The organism is Nocardia vulneris, assembly GCF_001613425.1.
GTDB lineage: Bacteria > Actinomycetota > Actinomycetes > Mycobacteriales > Mycobacteriaceae > Nocardia > Nocardia vulneris.
The window spans coordinates 209,717-233,268 of record NZ_BDCI01000004.1 but is presented as its reverse complement, the minus strand read 5'-3'; the positions used below and the strand labels follow the sequence as shown (position 1 = coordinate 233,268).

Genomic DNA, 23,552 nt, shown 5'->3' with positions numbered 1-23,552 from the left:
TCAGCCGCCCCCTCCTTGGTAATGCCGGGTACCGAAGCGCCAGAGCACCAGTGCCAGCAGCCACACCCACAGCACAGCGAGCGGGACGAACCAGGCCAGCCAGGCCGGCAGCAGCGGCGGGCCGGGCAGGTCGAGCAGCGCGATGGTGGGTAGGTAGGCCGTGAACGACACCGGAATCGCGAAGCCGAACAGCACCCGCAGCGGCATCGGGAACACCGTGGCCGGTTGGACCGCGGCGAACGAACCGCCGTAGGTGAAACTGTTGGTGAGCTCGGCTCCGTCGATCAAATAGAACTGTAATCCCGCCGCGCACACGAAGATCCCGCCGAACAGGGCGACGCCGCTCACCAGGGTTAATGCGATCAGGGCGAGAGTCGCTGGGCCCCAATCGATATCGTTGCGCCACAGTCCGACGCCGAGCACCACGATCGCGACCGCCGCCCTGGCGAAGCGGCGCAACGAGATATCGCTCGTGACGAGTTGCAGCAGCAGCGGCTGCGGGCGCAGATGGTAGGCATCGAGCTGGCCCATCCGGATCAGCGTCGGCAGCGTGTCCAGATGCCCGAACAGGACCTGGGCCAAGGCGAAGGTCGATTGCCCGAAGCCGAAGAGCAGCAGCGCGGCGTTCAGATCCAGTCCGCCGAGCACCCGGACGTTGTGGAAGATCACCCACACCTCGGCGAATTCCACGAGACCGATCAGGAACGCGCCGAAAACCTCACTGGCGAAAGACAACCGATAGGACCGCTGCGCGCGGATCCGCGAGCGCAGCACCGCCGCGTACGGGGTGAACCAGGTGCCCGCGGCGGCGGCCGACTCAGCCACCCTGCACCTCCAGCTTGCGCCGTCCCGCAGCCAGCAGCAGCCGCCCGGCCAGGCCGATCAGGAGCACCCAGAACACTTGAACCGCCAGCACCCCCACCGCCGCCGTGCCGGTCGTCCGGCCGGACAGCACGTCGATCGGGGCTTGCAGGATGGACGGGAACGGTGTCGCCTGCGCGATCGTGCGCAGCCAGAGCGGGAACATGTGCACCGGCACGAAGAGCCCGGCCAGGAACGTGCCGCAGATCTGGTACACCACCCGGATGCCGCGGGTCTCGACCACCCAGAATCCGATCAGCGCCACCACGAACAGGCAGAGGAACGAGAGGGCAACGGCGAGCAGCACACTCATCGTCCCCAGCAGGTAGGGGCCCGGCGTGGTCGGCATCGCCAGGCCGAAGGTCAGCACGCCGATCAACACGCTCGGCACGCCGCGCGGCAGGATCGTGCACGCCGCGCGTCCGATATCGCCGGCCAGATAGCCGAGCTGGATGTCGACCGGACGCAGGAAATCGATCGCGATGTCGCCGTTGCGCACTCGATCCGAAAGGTCGAGCGGCGGTCCCATGAACTGCAGCGCTCCGAGCAGCCCCTGAGACAACCAGACGTAGGCGCCGATGGAACCTTCGGTGTAGCCGCCGAAGTCGCCCGCCACCCGCACGGCGGCCAGCATCACCGCCGCCCGGACGAAGCCGAACACGCAATTGGTGAACAGTCCGGCGAACATCGCCAGCTTGTACTGGGACTGCCGCCGGAACCCGGCCCGCGCCAACTGGGCGTATACCGCGATGACCCGCCAAGGGTGCCCGGTCGCAGCGACTTGCCCGCCCCCCTCCACACTGCCGCGCACAAAGAGTCAAGCCTAGTGCCTAGGACAACCCGAGGTAACCCCTCGGGAATCAATTCGACGAAGTGCCGGGCCAGCGCATGACAGCGCGTACGTTGATTGCCATACTCAGCGGAGCGACAAGCGAAGATCTGACGCAGGTGTCCAGGTCGCACAGTAGGCTTGTCTTCGAATCATGTCGCGGTAGCGAAGGACTGGTAACCCGGGAGGGGAACGGTGGACACGCTGAAGCTCGACCCGGCGGCGGTAGCCGCATACACCGCGATCGCGGACGCGGTCTCCCAGCAACTCGCCTCGGCGTCGGCCGTAGCGTCCGGCGCGGTGAATCAAGACCAGCTCGCCGCCGACCTCGGACTGATCGGCGCCGATTTCGCGGCGCGCTTCGCCACGGCGGTCTCCGAACACGCGCAGGCGCTCTCGACCGCGGGCCAGTTGGTCGGCACCTATGGGCAGGTCCTGCGCGACTACACCGCGAATATGCAGGGTGTCGACGGCGACACCGCGGGCGCCATCACCCGGACAGGGGAGACGCTGACATGAGAAGCCTTTCCGGACTACGCAGACGGCCCGCGGCCGCGCCGGCGCGCACCGACAACGCCGTGCCCGCAACGACCTATCTCGACCCGAATGTCGATCCCCCCATCGTCGCCGCGCTGGTGCGGCCGCTGCTGCAACTGCGGTCCACGCTCGGTTCGGGGGTCGCCGTGCCGAATCAGACCGCGACCGCAGCGCTGTCCGCCGCGAGCACCCAGGCCGCCGACACCGAGGGCCCGCACCGCGACGGCCTGCACGCACTGGAGTCGACCTGGACCTCGCGTGGCGCCGATGCGGCGGTGCCCGCGCTGCGCACCACACAGACCGAGATCGGCGAAATCTCCGATCGCGGACCGGCTTACCTGAGCGTGCTCGGTGACGCGCACGCCACCAGCGCGCGCGCCGCGCGCACGGTCGATCAGATCATCGCCGACTTCCGCAGCGACGCCCGCCAGATTCTCGGCAACGCGACCGCCGCGCCCGACACCGACGCGGTGATCGCGCGGGCCACCCAGGCCCTGCGGGACGCGCTGACCACGGTCAACGCCGCGCAGACCGAAATGGACGATCACAGCAGGCGGCTCGACGCGATGGGCCCGCTCACGGTCACGCAGCCGTCCGGGGTCACCACAGCGCAGCCCTACTCGTCCGGGCCTTACTCTTCGGGCACCTACCCGCCCGGCGTAACGAGCCAATACGTGCCGGGCACGACCGCCAACGGGCAGCCGATGGATCCGGCACTGGCCGCGCAACTCCAGTTGCAGCAGCAGTTGATCTCGGCGGGGGTGCAGGTCGGCACCGCGGCGATCAACGCGGGCGTCGACATCGGCACGAACATCATCGACAAGATCGCCGGCGTCGGCACCCACATCATCGACAAGGTCGCCGAGGTCGGCACGCACGCCATCGATACGGTGGCGGCCGGCGCGGACAAGGCCGTGACCGAGGCGATCCGGCCCGGCAGCACCACCGGCGACGGGCCGAACGGCTCGTCGAATTCGAGTGCCTCGCCGAAGCTGTTCGATTTCGGCGCGGGCGCGCGTACTCCGGCACCGAGTGGTCCCAGCGGTCCGAGCAGTGTGATTCCGCCGTCCGGGCCGGGCTCCGCGCCGACCGCGAACGAGGCACCGCCGAAACCGGAGTCGAAGCCGGCCCCCGCGCCGGCCCCGGCGCCACCGGTGGTGGACGACGCGCCGTCGCGTTCCGCCGCGCCGGACCAGCCGCACCCGCCGGGCACCACCGGCGGCGTCGCGTTGCCGCCCTCGCCGCCGCCGGACGATCGGGAGCACAAGCCCCGCGAAGGCCAGCTCGGCGTGACCGTGCCGACCGCAGTGGTCGCCGTGACACCGGTGCTCGGCGACTACGACGATGACACCCTCTGACCCGAATTCTCCGGGTCGGCAAGAGGGGCAGGGCAATCCGTTCGATACCGGACTGCCCATGGTGCGCACGCCCGTCGGCAAGACGCGCAAGCGGCGGCGTCCGTCCGGTCGCCGGTCGCCGGTGCGCCGCCGAGATCCGGAGGTCTACGTGCCCGAGCCGAACCCGGACGCACCGGCCGCCCGGCCGCGGCGCACCGGTGACTGGGAGCAATGGCTGGACCCGCCGCCGCGTACGGCCGAGCAGGGACCGGAGCCGTCGGTGGCGCCGGAGCGGCGGCGCGTGCCCGTCGCGGACGAGGACGATCGCGCCGCCGGCTACGACGACAATGTCGCGCCGCCGCCCGCGATCATCAACCGGTCCGGCATCCATCCGGGCGTCCCGCTGCGCCATCCGACCCGCCAGCGCAGCAGGCAGTCCAACGGCAATCGGATCCTCGCTGTACTGATCGTGCTCGGCGTCGGGATCGCGGTGGTCTCGATCCTGTACACCGCGATCAACGGTCTGGGTGGCGACGACAAGCCCGCCGCGGCCAGTTCGACGGTGCGCGCCCCCGGCGCGGTGACGACCGCGGCGACCAGTACGGCACCGCCCGCACAGGCTTCGGCGATCGCGACGCAGGGGTGCGAGCAGCGGCGTACTCCTGACATCGTGTCCGGCACCGATCCCGGCGGCACCGCCACCGGCCCGGACGCCATCCTCGCCTTCGAATACGCCTACTACGTGGAGCGTTCCGGATATCGGGCGCGTGCGGTGGTCGCGGACAATGCGATCGTCTCGCCCGCCGACCAGATCCAGCGCGGGATCAACCAGACTCCCGTCGGCACCCGCTATTGCGTCCTGGTCACCCGGGCCAAGGACGGCGACGACGGACTCGCGCACTGGGAGGTGAAACTCACCGAGCAGTACCCCGGCGAACAGCCGCGCACCTTCACCCAGCTCATCACGACCCGCACGCTCGCCTCCCGCACGCTCATCACCGCGATCGCCTCCGGCTGACCGGGCGCGCGGGTAACGCCGATTCCCGGGGCAGGAAAAGTGCTGTCTGGGAACGCCGTTCGCGGGTGGATACCGTTCGTTCGACAGGGAGTTGGCGACGAGGTGTGCGGTGCACAGTTGGGGTCGGGATATGCGTATTTCCAAGCGGACGGTGGCCGAAACCGCGGCGGTGGTGGCCTTCATTCTGTCTGCCGTGGTGGCCGCGCCGCCGGCCGACTCGGCCTCGGCGCCGCACCCCGGATCCACTGTCGTTCAAAGGTAGTACACGCTGGGTAACGGGGCTTTCGATGCTTGCCTGGTGACTCGCGGTCTGCGAAAGTAGTGCACCGGATAGTTTCGTTTTCGATTAGCTCGATGCAGAAGGCGAGTCGGCAGATGATGTCGATGCTGTGGATCACGCTTCCCTACAGTGCGTTTCTGTCGTTCGTCCTCGGCCATGTGTGGCGTTATCGGCACGATCGGTTCAGTTGGTTCGGCAATCGCGAGGAGACCGACCCCGGTCAGCGGTTCGGCACGACCGCGCTGCGCGTCGGCATCGGTGTGCTGATCGCGGCGCGGGTGACCGAGTTGCTGGTCTCGGGGCCGCACGGCCACCCGGACGGGCCGCTCTACGTGGCCCTCGCCGTCGTCGAGATCGGTGCGCTGGTCGCCGCCGCCGTCGGCGCGGTATTGCTGTTCGTCCCCGACATCATCGGCGGGTCGGCCCGACCGGTGATCAGCCCGTTCGACCGCATCACCTTTCCGTTGATGGTGACCGCGCTGCTGTCCTGGGTGGCGATCAAGTTCGACCCGAACTCCACCGAGGGTGGATATCGCACCGCCGAAACGCTTTTCGTCTGGTTCCGGTCGCTGTTCAGTCTCCATCCGCAGCCCGATGTCATGGTGCACGCACCGCTCATCTATCAGGCCCGGGGCCTGATCCTGGTGGTGTTCATCGCGATCTGGCCCTACACCCGGCTGGCCGGTGTGATGGCGGATCCGATCTGCCGCGCGCTGCTGCGGATCAAGACCGAACCCGCGCCGGAATCGCCGCGGATGCTCGCGGCCGGGTAGCCGCGCGGTCCACGGAACCGGCTGCGCCGCAACGCCGTACAAGACCGTCCGGTATCCGGCATACTGCTGCTCCGGGGCATCGCCGTTTCGCTGATCGTGCCTCGTGGACGAAAGGCGGACCCATGGCGCAGGACGAGCGCATCGACGCGACGGGGCCGATCGAGCGGCGCACCATCGAGGTGATCCCCGACGCCGAACGGCACGGCACGCCGCGCAGCCAGTTCACCCTCTGGTTCGGGGCGAACATGCAGATCACCGCGATCGTCGACGGCGCGCTGGCGGTGGTGTTCGGGGCCGACGCGCTGTGGGCGATCTTCGGCCTGCTGATCGGCAACATCCTAGGCGGCATCGTGATGGCCCTGCATTCGGCGCAGGGACCGCGCCTCGGGTTGCCGCAGATGATCTCCAGCCGAGCACAATTCGGGGTGTTCGGGGCCGTACTGCCGCTGCTGCTCGTCGTCGTCATGTACCTCGGGTTCGCCGCGACCGGTACGGTGCTGGCGGGTCAGGCGGTGAACAAGATCCTGCGCATCGAGGATGCGACGGTCGGGATCCTCGTGTTCGGTGCGCTCACCGCCGTGGTCGCGGTGACCGGGTACCGGCTCATCCACGTGGTGGGCCGGATCGCCACGGTGGTCGGCATCGTGGGCTTCGGCTATCTCGCGATCCGGCTCGCCGCCGACTACGACGTGCGCGCGCTGCTCGGGGCGGAGCCGTTCGATGCGGCCACGTTCGTGCTGGCCATCTCGCTCGGCGCGGGGTGGCAGCTCACCTTCGGGCCGTACGTGGCGGACTATTCGCGCTACCTGCCCCGCTCGACCAGCGACCGCACCACCTTCTGGGCGACCTTCGCGGGGAGTGTGCTGGGCTCGCAGTGGTCGATGACGTTCGGCGCGATCGTCGCGGCCGCGGCGGGAAAAGCCTTCCTGGGCAACCAGGTCGGCTTTCTCGGTGAGCTGGCGGGGCCGTTCGTGCTCGGCGTGCTGATCTATCTGGTGATCGTGGTCGGCAAGCTGACCGTCAACTGCCTCAACGCCTACGGCGGCTTCATGTGCATCCTGACCTCGGTGACCGCGTTCACCGGGCAATCGCGCGCCACGCCGATCGTCCGTGCCGCCTACATCGTCGGGTTCACGGTGGTGTCGATGCTGATCGCGATCGCGGCCAGCGCCGACTTCCTGAACAATTTCAAGAATTTCGTACTCACGCTGCTCATGGTGTTCACGCCGTGGAGCGCGATCAACCTGATCGACTACTACCTGATCTCCCGCGAGCGGATCGACATTCCGGCCCTCTACGACCCGAACGGTCGCTACGGTCGCTGGAACGTCACCGCGCTGGCCTGTTACGCGCTCGGCATTCTCGCGCAGATCCCGTTCCTGGCCCAGCAGCTCTACACCGGCCCGCTCACCGAAAAGCTCGGCGGCGCAGATATTTCCTGGATCGTCGGCATCGTCTTCACCGCCGCGATCTACTACCCCCTCGCCCGCCGCACCAGCAACCCACCGAACCAGATGATCTACCCACCGGGCACCACCGACGACTGAGCGCTGAACATGTCACGGCTGCCCCGATATCTATCGCCGGGCGGCCGGAATTATTTGTCGCCGGGAGGTTTTCGTCTGGCCGGATCGGTGTTGGCGCCGGTCGTGCTGCCGAGCAGGGTCGTCACCTGGTCGGCGGGCATCGGATAGTGGAAGTGCCAGCCCTGGGCGGTGTCGCAGCCGAGGTCGCGGAGTTGGTCGGCCTGGTGGCGGGTTTCGACGCATTCGGCGGTGACGGTGAAGCCGAGGGCGTGCGTGAGATCGATGATCGTCTCGAGCAGTAGCAGGTCGGTCGGGCTCGCGGTGTCCGGCGTGCGGATGCGCTGGACGAACGGGCCCGCGAGCTTCACCACGTGCAGCGGAAGTTGCCCGAGGTAGGCGAGATTCGAGTAGCCGGTGCCGAAATCGTCGATGGCGATCCGCACGCCCGACTCGGCCAGCGTGTGCAATGCCCGCAGCGGCCGGCCGGTGGTCTGCATGAACGCGCGCTCGGTCAGTTCCAGTTGCAGCAGGCCCGCCTCGATGCCGGTTTCCGCGATCACCTGCTGCACGTGATCGAGCCAGGCCGGATCGGCCACCTCGGCGGCCGAGACGTTCACGCTGATGGTCGGGGTATGCGGGTACCGGGTATGCCATTCCCGGCTGTCCAGGCAGGCGCGTTCGAGCACCACCGCGCCCAGCGCGCCGATATGGCCGTTGTCCTCGGCCAGGTCGACGAACCGGGCCGGGCTGAGCACACCGAGATCGGGATGGCGCCAGCGCACCAGCGCCTCGACAGCGACGGTCTGCCCATCCGCGAGCGAGACGATCGGCTGATAGTCGAGGAAGAACTCGCCGTGCCGGATGGCCGAGGGCATCGCCGCGGACAGTTCGGCACTGGTGTGTTCGCGCCGGCCGCGATCGGCGTCGAAGATCGCGTAGCGGGCGCGGCCCGCGGCCTTGGCCCAGTACATGCTGGTGTCGGCGGCCTGCAGGAAATCACCGGTGGACGAGCGATCCGCGCGCTCCTCCATCACGCCTATGCTCGCGGTGATCGCCAGATGGTGCTCGTGCACATAGAACGGCTGAGACAGCGCGTGCAACACCGTGCGCGCCACCGCGGCCATCTCCTCGACGCCGCTGGAATGCGGTACGAGCACCACGAACTCGTCGCCGCCCATCCGGGCCACGAGCTGATCGGCGCGCGTGGTGCAGGCACTGAGCCGGGCGGCGGCCTGGGCGAGCAGTTCGTCGCCGACCGCGTGCCCGTAGGTGTCGTTGACGGTCTTGAAATGGTCCAGATCGACGTAGCAGAGCCCGACCCTGGTGCAGTCGGCGAAAGCCGCCGTGAGCGCGTCGAAGAAGCGCGATCGGTTCGGCAGGCCGGTCAGCTGGTCGTGGTGCGCGCGGTACTGCAACCGTTCGCGCAGCGCCCGTCGCTCGGACACGTCCTCCACCAGCACCAGCGTGTACTGCGGTTGTCCCTGCTCGTCCCGGATGAGCGAGACGTTGATATGGGTCCACACCGTGCCGCCGTCCCGATGCCGGTACGCCTTCTCCAGCTGCACGTTGTCGTATTTGCCCGCGAGCACCCCGGCGTACTTCTGCCACATGTCGGGGCCGTCGTCGGGGTGGGTCAGATCGGTCACCGAGAGCCGGCACATCTCCTCGGGCCGGTAGCCGAGCATGTTCGCGAAGGCGTTGTTGACCTCGATGATGCGCCCGGTCATATCGGAGAGACCGGTGCCGATGCCGGCCTGGGAGAACACCGCCCGCAGCCGGGCCTCGCTGGAGCGCAACTGCTGCTCGACCATCCGGCGGGCGGCGATCTCGGCGGTGCGCACGCTCTCCTGCTCGGCGAGTAGCCAGGCCCGGAACGCGCGCAGGTAGCCGGTCGCGAACGCGCCGACCAATTCGGCCACGCGCCCGGCGGGGACGCCGCTGGCCTCGGTGAGGTAGGTGTTCAGCACGGCCAGGGTGCGCCCGAGCACCTCGTCGCCGACGAAGTGCGATTCCGCCAGCCGCGCGCCCAGTTCCGCGACCTGTTCGGCGGGCGCGCCGGTTTCGGCGGCGATCGCGAATTCCTCGGCCAGCGTGGTGAGCAGCAACCGGGATTCGGCCGAACTCATGGGCACGACATGATCGCGCGGTCCGCCACCGAGCGCGGCCGCCCATTGCTCGGCCAGTTCGGCGTGCGGTCCGCCAGGATCTGAACCCCTCCCGGCATCCCACGCCATAAGCTCTGATCGTAGTCCGGTTTGCTGGCGCTCGCCCAACTGCGGGCGACGGACGAACCCGGCTACGATGACGAAGCTTTCGCCGCGTCGATCGTGAGCTGGCGATATTTCTAGGAGGGTTCGGGATCGATGACCAGACCGAGTTGGGCGCCCGAGGGAATCGATCTGGATCGGCCCAGCGCCTCCAGGGTCTACGACTACTTCGTCGGCGGCATGCACAACTTCGAGATCGACCGGACCTTGGCCAGGCAGATCGAGGCGTTCACGCCCAACGTGGCCGAAACCATGCGGGCCAACCGGGATTTGCTGCGCCGATGCGTACGGTTCCTGATCGATGAGGGCATCACCCAGTTCCTCGACATCGGCTCCGGCATCCCCACCGTCGGCAATGTGCACGAGGTCGCCCAGGGCCGAAACCCTTCGGCGCGAGTCGTTTACGTCGATATCGACCCGGTCGCGGTGGCGCACAGCCGGGCGATTCTGGACGGCAATCCGGCCGCGGCGGTGGTGCGCGCGGATATCGGTGACCCCGAAGCCATCCTGGCCGATCCGGCCGTGGCGGAGCTGATCGATTTCGAGCAGCCGGTGGCGGTGCTCGCGCTCGGTGTGCTGCACTTCGTCGGCGACGACGCCGACCCGGCGGGCTGCGTGGCCCGGCTGCGCGACGCGGTCGTGCCCGGCAGCTACCTGGCCATCACCCACGCCACGGCCGACGGACAGCCCGAGGAGGTGCTCGAGGCCCAGAAACTGTCCGGGCGCACCTCGACCGAGATCGTGCTGCGCAGCCGGCCGGAGATCGCCGAATTCTTCGTGGGCTGGGACCTGCTCGACCCGGGGCTCGTGCACCTGCCGCTCTGGCGGCCGGAGAACGCCGCGGATATCGGCGAGTTCCCGGAGCGTTCCGGGGCGTACGGCGGCGTCGCCCGCAAACCCTGATCGGCCCTCAGGCGCTCGCGGTGCGCAGCGCGAACCAGCCGGTGCTCGGGTCGGCGAAGCCGTGATACATGAGCCGGACGCGCTGGTCGACCTCGAAATGCCGGTAGACGGTGGCCATCGCGCGGCGCATGGCCGCCTCGCGGAAGTCCGCGGTGCGGCGAAAACCGATGGGGTGCTCGGGAAGTAGCGCCAGCCGGGTCAGCTCGGCGGGATCGTCGAGATCGAGGCCGACCGGTGCGGTGGCGCTGATCTGATGGTCGTGCAGAATGGTCCCGACCTGTCCGGGTTCGGGCAGGCCCGCCAGAAACGCGCGGAACTCGGTGTGCAACAGGGCCGTTCGATCGGCGTCGGCCGATTCGGCCTGCACCCGGTCGATCAGGTCGGCGTCGGGGGTCGGCTCGGTGGCCGCGGTCAGGGGCGCTTGTTCGAGCAGATGCAGGATGCTGCCGCCGGGCAGCAGCGGTTCGGGCGCGAGGAACACGGTGATGCTGGGGCAGCGGCAATCCTGCCCGAACAGACAGACCTTGACGTGTGATGGATCGGGCATGGCGCCTCTTCCATGGAACGGGCCGGGCAACGCGACCGGCGAGCGGGATCAGGACTTCGATGGATGCCGATCGCCGAATGCGGGCCGCTCCGACGTCTCGACCGTGCCGCAGGTTCTCAGTGTAGAAGCCCGCGCGTCCGCTGTGCACCCCTGCGGCACGGCCGATCGCGCTCAGCGCACCGGGAAGTCGAAAAAGGTCTTGGGGAAGGGCTCGTCTTTCAGGGTGAAATGCCACCACTCTTCGGGCAGATTGGTGAAGCCGTGATCGTCCATCAGTTCGGTCAGCAGCGTCCGCACGGCGCGCTGGTTGCCGCCGGTGGCGGGGTTGGCGGTGTGCGCGGCGGGGTCGAAGCAGTCGTAACCGGTGCCGAAGTCGAGGATGTTGTCGTGGAATCGCTGCTCGGCGGGCAGGAAGCAGGCGCGCAGCGGATCACCGGCGCGGTACGGCTCGGGGTCGGCGGCGGGCAACGCGACGATGGCCAGATCCACTGTGCTGCCGCGACTGTGCCCGGATTTCTCGGCGATGTAGCCGTCGCGGAACAGATTCGCCTTCTCCACGGTGGGGTAGAACTCCTGCTTCATCTTCACGTCGCCGAGATCTTTGGCCCACGCCACGAAATGGTCGACCGCGCGCTGCGGCCGATAGCAGTCGTAGGTCTTGAGCGTGAGGTTCATCGGCCGCAACTCCGCTTGCACCTGGGCCAACGCGGTCGCCGCCGGCTTGGTCAGCAGGCATTTCGGCGCCTCGTAGCCGTTGACCCGGGTGCCGAGGAAGTTGTGTTCCCCGTAGTACCGGGCCTCGACCAGGATCGTCGGATCGACCTCGGTGATGGAGACGAAGGCGGATTCGTCGGCCGGCGCCGCGGTGATGGTTTCGGCGGCTGGCGCCGCGGTGGCGGATTCGGCGGCCGGCGGATCGGTGCGGCGCTCCGCGCAGGCGGTGAGCGCCAGCAGAAAGGCCCCGGCCACCGCCAGGATGCCGAGCCGTCGGACGGACAGCACAGTTCTCATGGTTCTCCTCGTGGGTCAGCTGTTGCCACAATGACGGGCCGCCTCGCGGTGCGCGCAGGTTTCGGCGGATACTGGACGCGTGAGTTTGGGCGACGAGGTGCCACCGGGCGTGGTGCAGGCGATGGAGGAGACCATCGGTGTCGACCCCTGCGCCGAACCGGGCTGGTTCCGATTCTGGTTTGCCGATCAGCGGTGGGAGTGGTCCGACGAGCTGGCGGCGATGTACGGCTACGCACCCGGCGAGGTGGAACCGACCACCGAGCTGCTGCTGTCGCACAAGCACCCCGACGACCGCGAGCACGTGGCCAGCTGCATCGCCGCGGCCGCCGAGACCGGTCAGCCGTTCTGCGGCAGGCACCGGATCGTCGACGCGAAGGACGAGGTGCGCGAGGTGGTCGTCGTCGGCGACCTGCTCACCGACGACGATGGCGCCATCATCGGCACCTCCGGCTACTACGTCGACGTGACCGAACGGCTCGAAGAGCAACGCCAAGAGGTCTTCGAGGAGATCCTGCCCGAGGTGATCGAGGCCAGGGCGGTGATCGAGCAGGCCAAGGGCGCGTTGATCCTGGCCTACGGGGTGAACGCGGAGCAGGCGTTCCGGGTGTTGCGCTGGCGCTCGCAGGAGACCAATACGAAGTTGCGCGATCTGGCCGCGCAGTTCGTCGCCGAACTCAGGATGATCAGCAAGGACAGCGCCGGTTTCCGCACTCGCTTCGACCATTTACTGCTGACCGTGCACGAACGCGTCGACGCCTCCTGAGGACGCTCACCGGCCGGTGAGCGACTCGCCTGCGGCCAAACCGAGCACCAGCGGCAGCGCTACCAGCACCAGGCAGGTGAGGGCGTTGGTCCACTTGTAGGCGACGACGATCGCGATGAACTCGCGCAGGATGGCGCTCGGCAGGTAGTAGAAGGCGGTCCGCGCGCCCGTCACCTCCGCGTCCAGGCGCAGCCTGCGCGCCAGAATCGCGGTGCGCAGGATATGAAAGTTGCTGGTTACCAGCACCATTCGGGTCGTGGTGCCCCGCTCGCCGAGCAGCCGCTTGATGAAGAGCAGGTTCTCCCGCGTGGTGGTGGATTTCTCCTCGCGCGCCACGCTGTCCTCGGGGATACCGCGGGCGAGCAGGTAGTCCGCCATCGCGGCCGCCTCCGATACCGCCTCGTCGGAGCCTTTGCCGCCGCTGGTGATGATCACGGGTTTGCGGCCTTCGGCCAGTTCGGCCCAGTAGATCTGGGCGGCACGGTCCAAGCGAGCGGCCAGCAGCGGCGGCACCCGCGCGCCCACCAGCCCGGAGCCGTGCACGACGATCGCGTCCATGCCGGGCCGGTACGGCAGCCGGCCGTAGAGCAGCGAATACAGCACGAAGCCGGTGAACACGAAGCCGAAGTAACTCACGGCCATGAGCAGCGACGCGAGCAGCACCGATCGCAGGCTGCCGGTCGCGATGGCGACACCGAGCAGCACGTAGGGCGCCAGCAGCACGACGCCCGGCCCGATCGAGAGCAGGTTCGCGATCCGCAGCCCTTCCCTGCGCAGCATCTGCATGCCGTTGGCCAGCAACAATCCGGCGAGCACCAGCACCGCCAGCGGGGAGAGCACCACGAGCAGGCCGGCCAGCGCCAGCGTCAGATCCACCTGATCGCCCGACCCGATCGCCCACACCCCTAGGACGAGGACACTCGACAAGAGATAGATCCCGTTGCTCAACCGCCGACGATCCAGATGGAAGCGCAACGCGAAGACACCCAGCAGAATCAGGCCGACCGTGAGCAGGATCACCCGCGCACGGTAGCGCTACGGTGGTGTCCGATTGCGTCGGGGCCTCGGTTGGGCCGCCGTCGGAACGGAATTGTCCGTCAGGTCCCCGCGGGTTTCCGGTCGCTCAGTGCTCGGCCTGCGACGGCCCGTGCAGCAGGTGGTCTACCTCGCGCCGCAACTCCGGCGGCGCCAGATCCAGGCTCGGCAACTCGGCGATCAGCTGCGCGGCAAGCGACCTGAGCTTGACATTCGTTGCCTGCGAGCGCTTACGCAGCAAGCCGAACGCCTGCTCGGCATCAATACCGTAGGCCAACATCAACGCGCCCTTGGCCTGCTCGATCACGGCCCGTGCGGCCAAGAGTTCGGGTAAGGCACGTCCGAGGGACGGTTGGCCACGTTCCTCGAATGCATTGCTCATGTCGGCTGACTACCCAGTGATCGCCAGGTTATGGGTGCTCGATCAGGTCCAAAAGCCAGCGCGGTCCGATGGTGTCCGCGCCGAGCGCCTCGACCCGCTCGCGCAGGCCGCGATCGGCGGTCACGACGATGATCGTCCGGTCGATGTCGTCCTGGACGGCAGCGAGCACCACGCCGACGATCGCGTCGTCTCCCGACCCGTGGGCCGGCACCACCCGCAGCGCGTCCGGCGCGTCTTGCGCCGCCGCTTTGGCGGCGCCCTCCAGCACGACCACCACCTCGGCCGGTTCGGTCAGGCGCTGATCCAGCACGGTGAGTTTGTCGAGCAATCTGCGGGCCGCACCCGCACGGTCGCGCCACCAGCCGTCGGGTCGCGAGCCGACGACGTTCGCGGCGTCCACCACGATCAGCTGCCCAAGGTCGTCTGTCACCACACCAGTGTGCGCCGTGACCTCACGCGGGACGGCCGATCGCGTCGAGTACCGCGCGGGCCTGCGCCTGCGCGCCGGGCGGGCAGCAGCGCCGCGAGTGAAAGGCATTGCGGGATCAGCTCTTGCAGAGCACGTCCGCGGTGAAAGAGTCACCGAGGCGACCGGCTTATTGCGCGCGGAACACCACGAGGCCCGGCACCGATCGGACGTATTCCGCCAACGGTGAGTCGACCACCTTGTTATCGGCGGCCAGCGACGACGCGTTGCGAAATACCGGACCCGTCGGTGTCATGACGAAAATGCCGACGTGGGTGACGTCCAGCCCGGGTGCGTCGGCATACGCGCCGAGGTAATCGCCGGTGCGGAGCTGACCGATGACGGTGTCGTCGACGGCCTCGCTCGGAATATAGGTGATGTCCCGATCGGTGACAGGTAGTCCCGGAAGGTACTGTCCACCATCGGCTTTCGCATTCAGCCGCTTGGCGACGGTGACCGCGCCCGGACTGAGCGAGCGGGTGATGTCGGTCGCGGCGACGCGCGGGGTATGCGCCCAATCGCTGAAGAAATGCTTGCGATGCGCGAAGTCGACGACGCCGTCGGTGTAGCGCGTCTGGATCAGATCGGCGGTGAACTCGTCGCGCGTGGAGGCTCGGCTGAGTGCCTCGACGTAGTCGAGGTAGGTGAAGCAATCCACCCGCTGCAGGTCGATCACCAGTTGCTCGGCCTGGGTCGCGGAGCCGATCAGTGTGTTCGCGACGTACGGCGTCCCGAGGAAGGGCCGCGACACCCGCTCGATCGACTCGCCCTTGCTCGGTGCGCCCGCCCGGGCCGCGAGCGCGTCATCGATCCTGCGCGCGGTGGCGTCGTCAAAGGCTGCGTCCGGGGTGCCCGAGGCCGCGGGCAGCGCGGTCGCCGCGCCGATGACCAGCGTGAGCAGGACGAGCAGGACACGAGCGAGCATGCGCAAAGCGCCTCCAGAGTCGATCGAGGTACGACGGCGTTCCCCACGGTATCCGGAAATCCCCAGTTGATATGTGACGTACATCACATACGTTCCGGTCATCCGGGTACTCCCGCGCTGCGACTCCGTAGTGATCGCGCAGTGGGCCCAGCGGGCCCGGCTCCAACTCGATGTCGCTCGGACCGCCTTGTCGCGCAGGCGGCGGGCGAGCTCTCGGTACTCCGGCCCGGCCACCACATTCGACCGTCGAACTTCCTGGAGGTTGCTGCATGAGTCGTCACGCTCCGTTCTATGCCGAGGTGCAATCCCATTACGACCTGTCCGACGATTTCTTCGCGCTGTTTCTCGACCCCAGCCGCACCTACAGCTGTGCGTATTGGAAAGAGACCGGCTACACGCTGGAGCAGGCGCAGCAGGCGAAAATCGACCTGGCCCTGGACAAGTGCGGATTGCAACCCGGAATGACGCTGCTGGACGTCGGGTGTGGCTGGGGCGCGACGATGCTGCGCGCGATGGAAAAGTACGACGTGAATGTCATCGGCCTCACGCTGAGCCGCAATCAACGCGACTATGTGCAAGCGCAACTGGACCAGCGCGCGAACGGCAGGCACGCGGAGGTCCGGCTGCAAGGGTGGGAGGAATTCGACGGGCAGGTCGACCGGATCGTGAGCATCGGCGCATTCGAGCATTTCCGGCAGGAACGCTATGCGGATTTCTTCGACTTCGCCTATGGCGCACTGGGCCCGGACGGGATCATGCTGCTGCACACGATCGTCGTGTACGGCCTCGACCATATGCGCGCCAACGGAATTCCGCTCACCCGGCGCGATATCGACTTCATGCGTTTCATCCGCACCGAGATATTTCCCGGCGGTCAGCTGCCGATCCCGTGGGGCCGATTCCCGCGCGGAGTACGGGAATACGCCGAGACGGCCGGTTTCGCGGTGACCCGGATCCACCCGTTGCGGCTGCACTACGCGCAGACGCTCGATCACTGGGCCGCGGCGCTGCGCGAGCGCGAGGACGAGGCCGTCGCGCTGGTCGGCGCGCAGACCTTCGAGACCTATCTCCGTTATTTCACCGGCTGTGCGCACCACTTCCGGGTCGGGCACATCGACGTCATGCAGTTCACCTGTGCCAAGGGGGTGCATCTGAGCCACTAGCCGTGCCTGTTCGCCACTACGAGGGAGCGTGAACCATGACTGCTGAAGACCTGCGCGTGGACCGGGCACGGACGCCGGCCCTGCCCGCGGCCGCCGAATCGTTTCTGGTCGCCCGCATCGGCGAGGACCTGCGGCACGCGGCACAGGTGTCGATCGACGACGCCGACGCGGGCACCCGGTTCGCCGCCGAGGCGCAGGCGAAAGCGGCTGTGCTGGTGATGTATCGGTATGGGCGCGCCGAGACCTGCGCGGAGACCGCCGAACACGCGCTACGCGAGGTGCTCGATCTCTTTCTCGATGTCTACCAGGCCCATCCGAACTTCGACGCGGCGTGGACCGGTCACGGGGTACGGGCCTAAGCGTCCGCCGGGACTACCTCGTCGGGCCGGGCGGCTTCGTCGAGTGCCGCGTGCAGGTTCTTGATGACGCCGCGGGCCAGCGCATGGTTGCCGACGCCACCGACGACCGCGCCGATCCCGGCCGGAATCACCTTGCCGAAGGCGAGCGCACCACGCTTGACGATGAACTGGACGACGAATCGTTTGATCGGTGAATCGTCCATCCGGCGCAGCACCGGAAGCTTGTTGGCCAGCATGGTGTCCCATTGCTTGGCCGAACGGCCCGCCGCGCCGAGCGCTCCGGTGCCCGCCTGCCCGAGCACGACCGCGGAGACCAGCGGCGGTCGCGGCGCGGTGGCCTTGCTCCCGGCGACCTCCGACGCACCCACCGTGTACACCGTCGAGGCCTCGATGAAGAACACTGTGTCGGCGCCGGCCGCGGCCAGCCCGACCAGGGTCCCCACGCCGGGAACGGCCGCGCTCAAGCCGACCACGACGCCGCTCGCGGTCACCGCGATCAAATAGTGCCGCCCGAGCCGCTCGACGATCTGATCGGGCGATTCGACCGGATGCCTGCCCTGCACGAAGCCGACGTACTTGTCCACCAGTGGCTTCTGTAGCCGTGCCGACCGGTCGATCAACGAGACGACACCCTGATCGAGGAACTTCCGCAGCATTGCCTTCAGTCCTTCCGTTCTGCCCGTGCGACAACATGGTGGCTGCCCGCTGTCGGATCGACACGACCGAGCCTACGGTTGTCACGCGGCGCCGTCGGTGATTCCCGCCACCGTGCGCGTGTGCGGTCAGGCCGTCGTCAGGTCCAGCCGGGCCACCTCGACCAAGCCGACCCCTTCCCGAGCCGTTTCCAGGGTGAACCGCGCGGCGTCGCCGGTGAGGTCGAGCGCGGCGATCGAGTTCCCGAAATGCGGGCCGCTCACCTTGGTCCAGCGCACCGGGTCCGCGGAGATGCCGCGCCGGTCGGCGAGCCACCGCAGCGCCGAGGCGATCGGTGTGGCCCACGAGAGGGCGAACACGGGCCGGAACCGTTTCGGTGGGTCGTTGTGCACGGGCGAACACACCAGTTGCAGCACTTGGGATTTCGTCGGGTGCGGGTAGTCGGCACGGGCGGCGTAACTGTGGTGCACGTCGCCGGACAGCACACAGATCGTGCGCGGCGCGTCCGGTGCGGTACCAATCCGGTGGATCAATCCGGCCAAACGCTCGAACGACCCGCGGAATGCGGGCCAATGCTCCAGATCTGCCGCCTGCCTGAGCTTTTCGCCGAGCCTGCCGCGCAGCCCCGGCTGGTTCGCGGCGCGTTCGTTGAGCGACTGGAGATGGCTGAGCGCGTGCGGCATCAGCCACGGCAACGACGAGCCGATGAGCAGATGGTCGAACTCACCCGCGGCGTTCGCCTCGATCCAGTCGAACTCCTCGGCTCCGACCATCAAGCGCTGGCCGTCGAGGATGCGCCCGCCGCGGGTGTCGATCATGAGCAGTCGGATCCGGCCGAAATCGCGCCGGTAACTCCAGCGGGTCGGCCTGCGCCCGTCCACCTCGCCATCGGCGCGTTCGGCGAAATCCTCCAGCAGCGCACGGACATCCGCGCCCGACGCGGTGACCGTGCGGTACAGCTCGTTGTCCGCGAGTTCGGCGGGTCCGAGATTGCCGATGTGCTGGTACACCCAGTAGCTCGCGAGCCCGGCGCGAATCCGGCTGCGCCACCACGGCTTTTCCGCCATCTGGGTACGCCAGGTGCGCGAGGTGTTCCAGTCGTCGCGGATGTCGTGGTCGTCGAAGATCATCGAGGTCTGCACCGTCGACAGCAGCCAGCGGATCTCCGGATCGCTCCAGGTCTCGTGATACAGCTCGCCGTACTCCCGGAACGACACCACCTCACCCCGCGGTTCCTGGTCCCCGCGCCGCCGGTGCAACCATTCCCGCAGCTGCGGCGTGGGCTCGTCGGCGTACACCTGATCGCCCAGCAGCAGTAAGGCGTCGGGCCATCGGTCTTCGGGCAAGTCCCGCATGCGGGACGCGTAGGCGTCCAACGCGTCGAGACCGACCGCGTCCGCCGCCGCGTCCGCGGTCGCCTTGGCCGCCCGGCACGAGCCGAACAGGATCTTCTCGACGGGCCGGGTGCGGATCCGGCAGGCCGGAAAACGGGATTCGGGCTCCGGCCACACCGCTTCCCCGTCCAGTCGCACCTCGTACGGCGTCGACGTGCCCGGCGTCAATCCCGTGACGAGCACCAGCGCGAAATGCTGCTCCCCGACTCGAAAGGTGTTCGCGCGCAAGCCCAGAACATCCACTTCGCACGCGCTGTCCGTCTCCACCCAGACGGTCGCCGAGGTGGTGTCGACGTGCCGTAACACCGGCCCCAAAAGCAGCTTCGCCATGCACTCCGACGTTACTTCGCCGGGCGGCGGCCCGGTCCGGAACGCCGATGCCGATCCCCAGTTGTGCGCCAGTCGAGTTGCTCGCCCGGATGTGGTTCCTTGATTAGGCATTCGACGCATCCAGAGACGGCGCGCCACCGCCGTTTCGCTCGAATTCGCGGACCATTCCAGGAGTTTCGTCATGCCGCTGCTACGACGTCTGTCCACCATCATGTTCGGCACGGTGATCATCGCCGGACTGTCCACCGCCACCGGATCCGCCACGCAATACGAAGAGCGGGAAGTCTTTTCGCCCGACGGCACGATCAGCCGGGTCGTCGCACCGGTCCAGGACCAGACCCCGGCGCCGCGCTCGGCGGTACAGGCCGATGTGGTGCCGATCCAGCAGACCGGCCCGTCGAGCCAGCGCTTCGATCTCGTCTTCGTCGGTGACGGCTATACCTCGGCCGAGCTGGACAAATACAAGCAGCAGGCGACGAGCCGCTGGAACGAGCTGACCCAGGTCGAGCCGTTCAAGTCATACAAGAACTCCTTCAACGTCTGGGCCGTGAACGTGGTGTCCCAGCAGTCCGGGGTGGACAACGATCCGCGCGGCACCTATCGGAATACCGCGCTGGACATGACCTTCTGGTGTGGCGGCACGGAGCGGCTGCTCTGCGTCAACGAGAACAAAGCGCTGCAGTTCGCCCGGCTCGCACCCGAGGTCGACCAGGTGGTCGCGCTCGCCAACACCACGAAATATGGCGGCGCGGGCGGCCGGGTCGCCACCTCGTCCGGCGGCAACACCGCGGCGGGGCAGATCGTGCTGCACGAACTCGGCCACACCATCGGCGGATTGGCCGACGAGTACGACTACCCCGACGACCGCTACACCGGCGGCGAACCGCGCGAGGTCAACGCCTCGATCTACACCAGCGCGCAGATGCAGCAGAAACGCACCAAGTGGTACCAGTACCTCGGCAAACCCTCACCCGACGGCGGCGTGGTCGGCACCTACGAAGGCGCGGTCTATCACAAGCGCGGGGTGTACCGGCCGACGGAGAACTCGTTGATGCGAGCGCTCGGGCGGGAATTCAACCTCATCGGCCTGGACGCGATGAAGGCCGCGATCGAGCGGAAGGCTCCGCCGAACAAGCCCTGATCCAGCAATTCCTTTGCACCAGTGAATGTTTCGAGCCCCGCGCGGAAAGGTCGCGCGGGGGATGACAAGGAGTGGATTATGGCGGCGATTCCCAGACCGTGGCAACGACTGGCCCTGGTGAGCGCGGTGGGTGCGATGCTGCTGTGCGGCGCACCCGCGATGGCGCAACCGGCAGGCGGGCCATCGTTTTCCGGCGGCGAGGCCCAGCCGGTCTTCGACGCGGCCGCGCCGATCCGCAAGGACCTGTGGGTCCGGGCGCCGATCGACAGCGACCGGGACGGCAAGGACGACGAGGTGCATATCCAGGTGGTCCGCCCGGCGGGTGCGACCGGCAAACTGCCGGTCGTGTACCAGGCGAGCCCGTACTTCTCCGGCGGCAACGACGTCACCAACCACGGTGTCGACGTCGAGCTCTACGTGCCCGGCGGGCCCGAAGGCCGGATGGCCAAGGCGCCCGGCGAGATGCGCGCACGGGTGGCCGAAGACCTGCGGGTCGCGGGTATCACGGTGGGCAACGGGCAGATCACCTGGCAGTACGAGGAATACTTCCTGTCCCGCGGCTACGCCGTGATGTACGGGGAATCGCTCGGCTCCGGTAAGTCCACCGGCTGCCCGACCTCGGGCGCGCGCAACGAGACCATCGGCGCCCGCGCCCCGATCGACTGGCTCAACGGCCGGGCCGAGGCCAGGGACGAGCAGGGCAAGCGCGCCGTAGCCGATTGGGCCAGCGGCAAAGTCGGCATGATGGGCGTCTCCTACAACGGGACGCTGCCGAACGCCGTCGCCTCGACCGGCGTGCCCGGTCTGGAGGCCATCGTGCCCATCGCCGCCATCAGCAGCTGGTACGACTACTACCGCGCGGCCGGTGCGGTGGTCGCGCCCGGCACGTACCAGGGTGAAGACACCGACGTGCTGGCCCGCTACGTCTACACCAGGGCGGACCAGAACATCTGCAAGCCGGTCATCGACCAGCTCGAGCGAGACCAGGACCGGATCACCGGTGATGTGAACAAGTTCTGGGAGGAGCGCGACTACCTCAACGACGTCGGCAAGGTGCGCGCCGCGGTACTGGCCGTGCACGGGCTCAACGACTTCAATGTCAAGACCAAGCATGTCGCGCAGTGGTACGCGGCGCTCACGAAAGCCAATATCCCGCACAAGATCTGGCTGCATCAGTCCGGCCATGTCGACCCGATCAGCCTGCGCCGCGACGAATGGCTGCGCACGGTGAACCGCTGGTTCAGCAAGTATCTGCTCGGCCAGAACAACGGGATCGATCGGGAACCCAAGGCCACCATCCAGCGTGAGGACAAGTCCTGGGTCAACGAGGCGGAATGGCCCGCCCCCGGTGCCGCCGCGGCGATCGCGCAGTTCACCCCCGGTGGCCGCAGCGCGGGCGGGCTCGTGCCGATCGGCGGCGCGAACGGTGCGCCGCCGGAATCACTCGACGACGACGCGAGCAAGACGGCCGCGGACCTCGTCGCGGCGCCCAGCTCGCCGAATCGCCTGGCCTACTACACCAAAGCGACCAGGTCCGCGCTGCGGATAAGCGGCACAGTCGATGTCGCGTTCCGGATGACCTTCCAGCGACCCGCGGCCAATGTCACCGCGCTGCTGGTGGATCGGGGACCCGACGGCAGATCCCGCATCATCACCAGGGGTTGGGTGGATCCGCAGAACCGGGACGCGCTCGGTAAGACGACCCCGATCACGCCGGGCACGCAGTACTCGATCAACCTTTCCATGCAGCCGCACGACTATCTGCTGCCGAAGGGACACAAGCTGGGCGTGGTCATCCTGTCCAGTGACAACGAGTACACCCTGCGACCCAAGCCGGGCCCCGGGTTCTCGGTGAACCTCACCGAGACCAAGGTGACCTTCCCGGTGGTCGGCGGGCAGGGCGTGTTCAACGTCGCGACCGGCTAGTCCGGTCTCGCACGGTCCGGCCTACCGCAGTGGGGTAGGCCGGATTCGTTGCGGGTCAGCCGAGTTCGGCGAGTTGCTTGACCGCCGGCGCCATCGCGTCGATCCACGCGGCGGGTGCGCCCGTGGTCGGCGTGATGATGACGGTGTGCACGCCGAGCGGGGCGTAATCGGCCATCTGCCTGACGAATTCGTCGCGGCGCTGCGGGTCCGGGCGGGGATTGTTGGCCATCACCGTGATCCGGATGTCGTCGTAGTTCCGGCCCACGTCGTCGCAATGCTTGCGCAGCACGTCGAGTTTGTGCCGGACGTCCTCCGGGGAGGAGCCGAACAGATTGCAGGCGTCCCCGTACTGTGCGACCAGGCGCAGGGTCTTGCGCTCGCCACTGCCGCCGATCAGCACCGTCGGCTTCGAGATCGGCTGCGGGGCGCAGAGTGTCTCCGCCAGTTGGTAATACGTGCCCTCGAACGGCCCGTTGTTCGCCGGATCCCACATCTGGGCGCAGATCTGCAACGCTTCTTCCAGCCGCCCGAACCGTTCGCCGAGCGGGGGATAGGGCACTCCGAGCCCGCGGTGTTCGCGCTCGAACCACGCGGCGCCGATGCCGAGCGCGGCCCGGCCGCCGGACAGCACGTCGAGGGTGGTGACGATCTTGGCGAGCAGCCCGGGATGGCGATAGGTCACGCCGGTGACGAGCAGGCCCAGTTCGACGGTGGAGGTGTGCGCGGCGAGGTAGCCGAGCGAGGTGTAGCCCTCCAGCATGTTCGCCTCCGCGGGCAGGCCCGTCGGCTCGATCTGGAAGTAGTGATCCATGAAGGACAGCCAGGTCGCGCCCGCCGCCTCCGCGGCGGCGCCGACCCGGGCGAGTTCACCGGCGATGGCAGTGGTGCCACCGTCGATATCGAAGATCGGAAGATGCAAACCGAGTTCCATGACCAGCCCCTTGTCTGTCGAAGACTCTCGGTGAGCACGCTACGACTTGGAGTGCACTCCAAGTCAAGTACTCGCATGCGACCGCGTTTCGGCAGTGCGGCAGGGGCGAATTGATCGGACGAATTTCGGGACGGGTGGTGGCCGTGGGCGGCATAGTCGACAGGTCACCGCGACCACTGATCGACTGGATGCTC

General features: G+C 67.9%; 23 protein-coding genes. 11 read left to right on the top strand and 12 right to left on the bottom strand.

Annotation, left to right across the window (positions count from 1 at the left end):
• Complete coding sequence (locus tag NVU01S_RS07085) at nucleotides 1-825, bottom strand: ABC transporter permease (protein ID WP_043669768.1); 825 nt, start codon at nucleotides 823-825, stop codon at nucleotides 1-3.
• Nucleotides 818-1,672, bottom strand: coding sequence for an ABC transporter permease (locus NVU01S_RS07080; protein ID WP_082032022.1), 855 nt, complete (start codon nucleotides 1,670-1,672; stop codon nucleotides 818-820). Before NVU01S_RS07080 ends, NVU01S_RS07085 begins: the two co-directional genes overlap by 8 nt.
• A gap of 213 nt (nucleotides 1,673-1,885) precedes the next feature.
• On the opposite strand from NVU01S_RS07080, the gene NVU01S_RS07075 reads away from it, so the two are divergent.
• From NVU01S_RS07075 to NVU01S_RS07055, 5 genes are all read left to right on the top strand, one after another.
• The gene (locus NVU01S_RS07075) at nucleotides 1,886-2,209 is read left to right on the top strand and encodes a hypothetical protein (protein ID WP_014982463.1); all 324 of its coding nucleotides are present in this window, start codon (nucleotides 1,886-1,888) and stop codon (nucleotides 2,207-2,209) included.
• Nucleotides 2,206-3,585 (top strand): hypothetical protein, encoded by a 1,380-nt coding sequence (locus NVU01S_RS07070; RefSeq protein ID WP_043669764.1) that lies wholly within the window; start codon nucleotides 2,206-2,208, stop codon nucleotides 3,583-3,585. Before NVU01S_RS07075 ends, NVU01S_RS07070 begins: the two co-directional genes overlap by 4 nt.
• Nucleotides 3,572-4,582, top strand: coding sequence for a DUF8176 domain-containing protein (locus NVU01S_RS07065; RefSeq protein ID WP_156161556.1), 1,011 nt, complete (start codon nucleotides 3,572-3,574; stop codon nucleotides 4,580-4,582). Before NVU01S_RS07070 ends, NVU01S_RS07065 begins: the two co-directional genes overlap by 14 nt.
• Nucleotides 4,583-4,936: 354 nt before the next feature.
• Nucleotides 4,937-5,635 (top strand): respiratory nitrate reductase subunit gamma, encoded by a 699-nt coding sequence (locus NVU01S_RS07060; RefSeq protein ID WP_043669761.1) that lies wholly within the window; start codon nucleotides 4,937-4,939, stop codon nucleotides 5,633-5,635.
• A 122-nt stretch (nucleotides 5,636-5,757) separates the two neighbouring features.
• On the top strand, nucleotides 5,758-7,182 hold the full coding sequence (locus NVU01S_RS07055; protein WP_043669758.1) for a purine-cytosine permease family protein: 1,425 nt from the start codon (nucleotides 5,758-5,760) through the stop codon (nucleotides 7,180-7,182).
• Nucleotides 7,183-7,232: 50 nt separating this feature from the next.
• On the opposite strand, the gene NVU01S_RS07050 is transcribed toward NVU01S_RS07055, so the two are convergent.
• A complete protein-coding gene (locus NVU01S_RS07050; protein ID WP_043669755.1) occupies nucleotides 7,233-9,395 on the bottom strand; it encodes a putative bifunctional diguanylate cyclase/phosphodiesterase in 2,163 nt (720 codons plus the stop codon).
• Between the two features lie 129 nt (nucleotides 9,396-9,524).
• Here NVU01S_RS07050 and NVU01S_RS07045 point away from each other — a divergent pair, with 129 nt between their 5' ends.
• The gene (locus NVU01S_RS07045; RefSeq protein ID WP_043669752.1) at nucleotides 9,525-10,331 is read left to right on the top strand and encodes an SAM-dependent methyltransferase; all 807 of its coding nucleotides are present in this window, start codon (nucleotides 9,525-9,527) and stop codon (nucleotides 10,329-10,331) included.
• A 7-nt stretch (nucleotides 10,332-10,338) separates the two neighbouring features.
• Here the strand turns inward: NVU01S_RS07045 and NVU01S_RS07040 are convergent, their stop codons facing one another.
• Both NVU01S_RS07040 and NVU01S_RS07035 read right to left on the bottom strand, forming a co-directional pair.
• Complete coding sequence (locus tag NVU01S_RS07040; RefSeq protein WP_043669749.1) at nucleotides 10,339-10,878, bottom strand: hypothetical protein; 540 nt, start codon at nucleotides 10,876-10,878, stop codon at nucleotides 10,339-10,341.
• A 171-nt stretch (nucleotides 10,879-11,049) separates the two neighbouring features.
• Nucleotides 11,050-11,889: a M15 family metallopeptidase gene (locus NVU01S_RS07035; protein WP_063048079.1), complete on the bottom strand. Its 840-nt coding sequence runs from the start codon at nucleotides 11,887-11,889 to the stop codon at nucleotides 11,050-11,052.
• A 79-nt stretch (nucleotides 11,890-11,968) separates the two neighbouring features.
• Here NVU01S_RS07035 and NVU01S_RS07030 point away from each other — a divergent pair, with 79 nt between their 5' ends.
• The gene (locus NVU01S_RS07030; RefSeq protein WP_043669742.1) at nucleotides 11,969-12,652 is read left to right on the top strand and encodes a PAS and ANTAR domain-containing protein; all 684 of its coding nucleotides are present in this window, start codon (nucleotides 11,969-11,971) and stop codon (nucleotides 12,650-12,652) included.
• A 6-nt stretch (nucleotides 12,653-12,658) separates the two neighbouring features.
• Here the strand turns inward: NVU01S_RS07030 and NVU01S_RS07025 are convergent, their stop codons facing one another.
• The 4 genes from NVU01S_RS07025 to NVU01S_RS07010 all read right to left on the bottom strand — a co-directional run bounded on the left by NVU01S_RS07025 (nucleotide 12,659) and on the right by NVU01S_RS07010 (nucleotide 15,460).
• Nucleotides 12,659-13,672 carry a YdcF family protein gene (locus NVU01S_RS07025; RefSeq protein ID WP_043669739.1) on the bottom strand — a complete coding sequence of 338 codons (1,014 nt, stop codon included), beginning with the start codon at nucleotides 13,670-13,672 and terminating at the stop codon, nucleotides 12,659-12,661.
• Between the two features lie 103 nt (nucleotides 13,673-13,775).
• Complete coding sequence (locus NVU01S_RS07020; RefSeq protein ID WP_052280541.1) at nucleotides 13,776-14,069, bottom strand: ANTAR domain-containing protein; 294 nt, start codon at nucleotides 14,067-14,069, stop codon at nucleotides 13,776-13,778.
• 28 nt (nucleotides 14,070-14,097) lie between these two features.
• Entirely contained in the window at nucleotides 14,098-14,499 is a 402-nt protein-coding gene (locus NVU01S_RS07015) for a hypothetical protein (RefSeq protein WP_043669938.1), read from the bottom strand.
• A gap of 166 nt (nucleotides 14,500-14,665) precedes the next feature.
• Nucleotides 14,666-15,460 carry a DUF1460 domain-containing protein gene (locus NVU01S_RS07010; protein ID WP_043669736.1) on the bottom strand — a complete coding sequence of 265 codons (795 nt, stop codon included), beginning with the start codon at nucleotides 15,458-15,460 and terminating at the stop codon, nucleotides 14,666-14,668.
• Nucleotides 15,461-15,729: 269 nt separating this feature from the next.
• Between NVU01S_RS07010 and NVU01S_RS07005 the strand changes: the two genes are divergently transcribed.
• Together NVU01S_RS07005 and NVU01S_RS07000 are read left to right on the top strand one after the other, a co-directional pair.
• On the top strand, nucleotides 15,730-16,623 hold the full coding sequence (locus NVU01S_RS07005) for a cyclopropane mycolic acid synthase family methyltransferase (RefSeq protein ID WP_043669734.1): 894 nt from the start codon (nucleotides 15,730-15,732) through the stop codon (nucleotides 16,621-16,623).
• Nucleotides 16,624-16,658: 35 nt separating this feature from the next.
• A complete protein-coding gene (locus NVU01S_RS07000; RefSeq protein WP_043669731.1) occupies nucleotides 16,659-16,982 on the top strand; it encodes a hypothetical protein in 324 nt (107 codons plus the stop codon).
• On the opposite strand, the gene NVU01S_RS06995 is transcribed toward NVU01S_RS07000, so the two are convergent.
• On the bottom strand, nucleotides 16,979-17,638 hold the full coding sequence (locus tag NVU01S_RS06995; RefSeq protein WP_043669728.1) for a hypothetical protein: 660 nt from the start codon (nucleotides 17,636-17,638) through the stop codon (nucleotides 16,979-16,981). The two genes, NVU01S_RS07000 and NVU01S_RS06995, sit on opposite strands and share 4 nt — an antisense overlap.
• A gap of 126 nt (nucleotides 17,639-17,764) precedes the next feature.
• The gene (locus tag NVU01S_RS06990) at nucleotides 17,765-19,360 is read right to left on the bottom strand and encodes an alkaline phosphatase D family protein (protein WP_043669725.1); all 1,596 of its coding nucleotides are present in this window, start codon (nucleotides 19,358-19,360) and stop codon (nucleotides 17,765-17,767) included.
• 181 nt (nucleotides 19,361-19,541) lie between these two features.
• On the opposite strand from NVU01S_RS06990, the gene NVU01S_RS06985 reads away from it, so the two are divergent.
• Both NVU01S_RS06985 and NVU01S_RS06980 read left to right on the top strand, forming a co-directional pair.
• On the top strand, nucleotides 19,542-20,501 hold the full coding sequence (locus NVU01S_RS06985; protein ID WP_052280540.1) for a M64 family metallopeptidase: 960 nt from the start codon (nucleotides 19,542-19,544) through the stop codon (nucleotides 20,499-20,501).
• A gap of 78 nt (nucleotides 20,502-20,579) precedes the next feature.
• Nucleotides 20,580-22,427: a Xaa-Pro dipeptidyl-peptidase gene (locus tag NVU01S_RS06980; protein WP_043669722.1), complete on the top strand. Its 1,848-nt coding sequence runs from the start codon at nucleotides 20,580-20,582 to the stop codon at nucleotides 22,425-22,427.
• Nucleotides 22,428-22,482: 55 nt separating this feature from the next.
• Here NVU01S_RS06980 and NVU01S_RS06975 read toward each other — a convergent pair whose 3' ends face one another.
• A complete protein-coding gene (locus tag NVU01S_RS06975) occupies nucleotides 22,483-23,358 on the bottom strand; it encodes an LLM class F420-dependent oxidoreductase (protein WP_043669719.1) in 876 nt (291 codons plus the stop codon).
• Nucleotides 23,359-23,552: the final 194 nt, after the last annotated feature.

Excerpts from the sequence above, each read along its gene's own strand:
- NVU01S_RS07070 (WP_043669764.1), top strand. The coding sequence starts at position 2,206 with ATGAGAAGCCTTTCCGGACTACGCAGACGGCCCGCGGCCGCGCCGGCG.
- NVU01S_RS07065 (WP_156161556.1), top strand. The coding sequence starts at position 3,572 with ATGACACCCTCTGACCCGAATTCTCCGGGTCGGCAAGAGGGGCAGGGC.
- NVU01S_RS07060 (WP_043669761.1), top strand. The coding sequence starts at position 4,937 with ATGCAGAAGGCGAGTCGGCAGATGATGTCGATGCTGTGGATCACGCTT.
- NVU01S_RS07055 (WP_043669758.1), top strand. The coding sequence starts at position 5,758 with ATGGCGCAGGACGAGCGCATCGACGCGACGGGGCCGATCGAGCGGCGC.
- NVU01S_RS07050 (WP_043669755.1), bottom strand. The coding sequence starts at position 9,395 with ATGGCGTGGGATGCCGGGAGGGGTTCAGATCCTGGCGGACCGCACGCC.
- NVU01S_RS07045 (WP_043669752.1), top strand. The coding sequence starts at position 9,525 with ATGACCAGACCGAGTTGGGCGCCCGAGGGAATCGATCTGGATCGGCCC.
- NVU01S_RS07040 (WP_043669749.1), bottom strand. The coding sequence starts at position 10,878 with ATGCCCGATCCATCACACGTCAAGGTCTGTCTGTTCGGGCAGGATTGC.
- NVU01S_RS07035 (WP_063048079.1), bottom strand. The coding sequence starts at position 11,889 with ATGAGAACTGTGCTGTCCGTCCGACGGCTCGGCATCCTGGCGGTGGCC.
- NVU01S_RS07020 (WP_052280541.1), bottom strand. The coding sequence starts at position 14,069 with ATGAGCAATGCATTCGAGGAACGTGGCCAACCGTCCCTCGGACGTGCC.
- NVU01S_RS07010 (WP_043669736.1), bottom strand. The coding sequence starts at position 15,460 with ATGCTCGCTCGTGTCCTGCTCGTCCTGCTCACGCTGGTCATCGGCGCG.
- NVU01S_RS07005 (WP_043669734.1), top strand. The coding sequence starts at position 15,730 with ATGAGTCGTCACGCTCCGTTCTATGCCGAGGTGCAATCCCATTACGAC.
- NVU01S_RS07000 (WP_043669731.1), top strand. The coding sequence starts at position 16,659 with ATGACTGCTGAAGACCTGCGCGTGGACCGGGCACGGACGCCGGCCCTG.
- NVU01S_RS06995 (WP_043669728.1), bottom strand. The coding sequence starts at position 17,638 with ATGCTGCGGAAGTTCCTCGATCAGGGTGTCGTCTCGTTGATCGACCGG.
- NVU01S_RS06990 (WP_043669725.1), bottom strand. The coding sequence starts at position 19,360 with ATGGCGAAGCTGCTTTTGGGGCCGGTGTTACGGCACGTCGACACCACC.
- NVU01S_RS06985 (WP_052280540.1), top strand. The coding sequence starts at position 19,542 with ATGCCGCTGCTACGACGTCTGTCCACCATCATGTTCGGCACGGTGATC.
- NVU01S_RS06980 (WP_043669722.1), top strand. The coding sequence starts at position 20,580 with ATGGCGGCGATTCCCAGACCGTGGCAACGACTGGCCCTGGTGAGCGCG.
- NVU01S_RS06975 (WP_043669719.1), bottom strand. The coding sequence starts at position 23,358 with ATGGAACTCGGTTTGCATCTTCCGATCTTCGATATCGACGGTGGCACC.